General features: G+C 41.6%; 2 protein-coding genes. One reads left to right on the forward strand and one right to left on the reverse strand.

The features are described from left to right. Nucleotides 1–234 precede the first annotated feature (234 nt). On the forward strand, nucleotides 235–441 hold the full coding sequence (gene cspD, locus CXF78_RS15605) for a cold shock domain-containing protein CspD (RefSeq protein WP_011637711.1): 207 nt from the start codon (nucleotides 235–237) through the stop codon (nucleotides 439–441). Between the two features lie 155 nt (nucleotides 442–596). On the opposite strand, the gene CXF78_RS15610 is transcribed toward cspD, so the two are convergent. Continuing rightward, on the reverse strand, nucleotides 597–1,951 hold a 1,355-nt coding region (locus CXF78_RS15610; protein WP_145991488.1), incomplete at its 5' end, for an NADP-dependent isocitrate dehydrogenase.

Raw genomic sequence — 1,951 nt, forward strand, 5'->3', positions numbered from 1 at the left:
TTTTCTTCAATATGTTCTACATTGCCTAATTTAGCCATTGTTTAATACTAGCCTCTCGTTTGGTTCCCGACCACTTGATATCATTAAATTAATTAAATGTTGGTTTTTTGTTAATTACTACTTGACATATTTTCGTACAAATTTCATTCTGTTTGTTAGGCGGCGAATACTAGACCGCTGGATAATAAGTTTTACTATCTTACTGGTAAGTAGACAACAGAAGGAAGTGGAAGTATGGCAAACGGAACTGTTAAATGGTTCAACAACGCCAAAGGATTCGGGTTTATTTGCCCTGATCAGGGTGGCGAAGATGTATTTGCGCACTATTCAACTATCGAAATGGAAGGTTATCGTACCTTAAAAGCAGGTCAACCTGTGTGCTTCGAAGTTGAAGAAGGCCCTAAAGGAATGCATGCTTCAGCCATCTCGCCAACAATTTAATTGGTGAGACTATAAAACAAAAAGACAGAGATTTTAATCCCTGTCTTTTTTATTGCCTAAAAAAATATCGCCTCAATCAATTTAATACACCTTCACTTGAAGATGTATTCATTAATAGAATAACTCACACCTAGTTAGGAAAGTTTTTGTGCAGATTAACCAATTACGAACTGGTTTAAAGTTGCACTAGGGCGCATTGCTTGTTCGGCTTTAGCAGCATCTAAACGGTAATAACCGCCTAAATCAACTGCAGGGCCTTGAGCACCGTTCAATTCAGCAAGAATAACGGTTTCATTTGCAGCCAATGACTTAGCTAAAGGTGCAAAGTGCGCAGCAAGCTCTGGATCAGCCGTTTGCTCAGTTAATGCTTGTGCCCAATACATCGCTAGGTAAAAGTGGCTACCGCGGTTATCGAGTTCACCTACACGACGAGACGGTGATTTATTGGTATCAAGAAACACACCAATAGCAACATCTAAGGTATCTGCTAATACTTGTGCTTTAGCATTGTTGGTCGTTTGGCTTAAATGCTCTAAAGACGCAGCAAGAGCTAAAAACTCCCCTAATGAATCCCAACGTAAATGACCTTCTTTTTCGACTTGTTGCACGTGCTTAGGCGCTGAACCACCGGCACCAGTTTCAAATAAGCCGCCACCATTCATTAACGGCACGATAGACAACATTTTCGCACTTGTTCCCAGTTCAAGAATTGGGAATAAATCGGTTAAGTAGTCGCGTAACACGTTACCCGTTACCGAAATAGTGTCTTCACCTTTGATGATGCGCTCTAACGTAAAGCGAGTTGCATCTTCTGGTGACATCACTTGTATGTCTAAACCAGCAGTATCTTGTTCAGCTAAATATTGAGTGACTTTTTTAATTAACTCAGCATCGTGAGCACGGTTGGTATCTAACCAGAATACCGCAGGCGTATTGCTTAAGCGTGAACGCTTAACCGCAAGTTTAACCCAGTCACGAATTGGTGCATCTTTGACTTGGCACATACGATAGATATCGCCAGCTTCAACGTTATGGCTCATTAACACATCGCCAGCTTGGTTAATCACGTTAACCGTACCAGCAGCTTTAATTTCAAACGTTTTATCGTGGCTACCGTATTCTTCTGCTTTTTGAGCCATTAAGCCCACGTTAGGCACGCTGCCCATAGTTGTTGGGTCAAATGCGCCGTGCTTTTTACAGAACGAAATGGTTTCTTGATAAACACCAGCGTAACAACGATCTGGGATCATCGCTTTAGTGTCTTGTAACTGGCCGTCAGGGCCCCACATTTTCCCCGAAGAACGAATTGCTGCTGGCATTGATGCATCAATAATAATGTCACTAGGTACGTGTAAGTTAGTGATACCTTTATCTGAGTCGACCATTGCAAGTGCTGGACGAGCAGCATAAACAGCAGCAATATCAGCTTCAATTTCGTTACGTTTAGCTTCTGGCAGCGTACTGATTTTGGCATAAACATCACCAAAGCCATTATTTACATCAACGCCTA

The sequence above is a fragment of the Shewanella sp. 11B5 genome (assembly GCF_002836795.1).
Taxonomy (GTDB): domain Bacteria; phylum Pseudomonadota; class Gammaproteobacteria; order Enterobacterales; family Shewanellaceae; genus Shewanella; species Shewanella frigidimarina.

Coding starts and splice junctions, on each gene's coding strand:
- cspD (WP_011637711.1), top strand. CDS start 235: ATGGCAAACGGAACTGTTAAATGGTTCAACAACGCCAAAGGATTCGGG.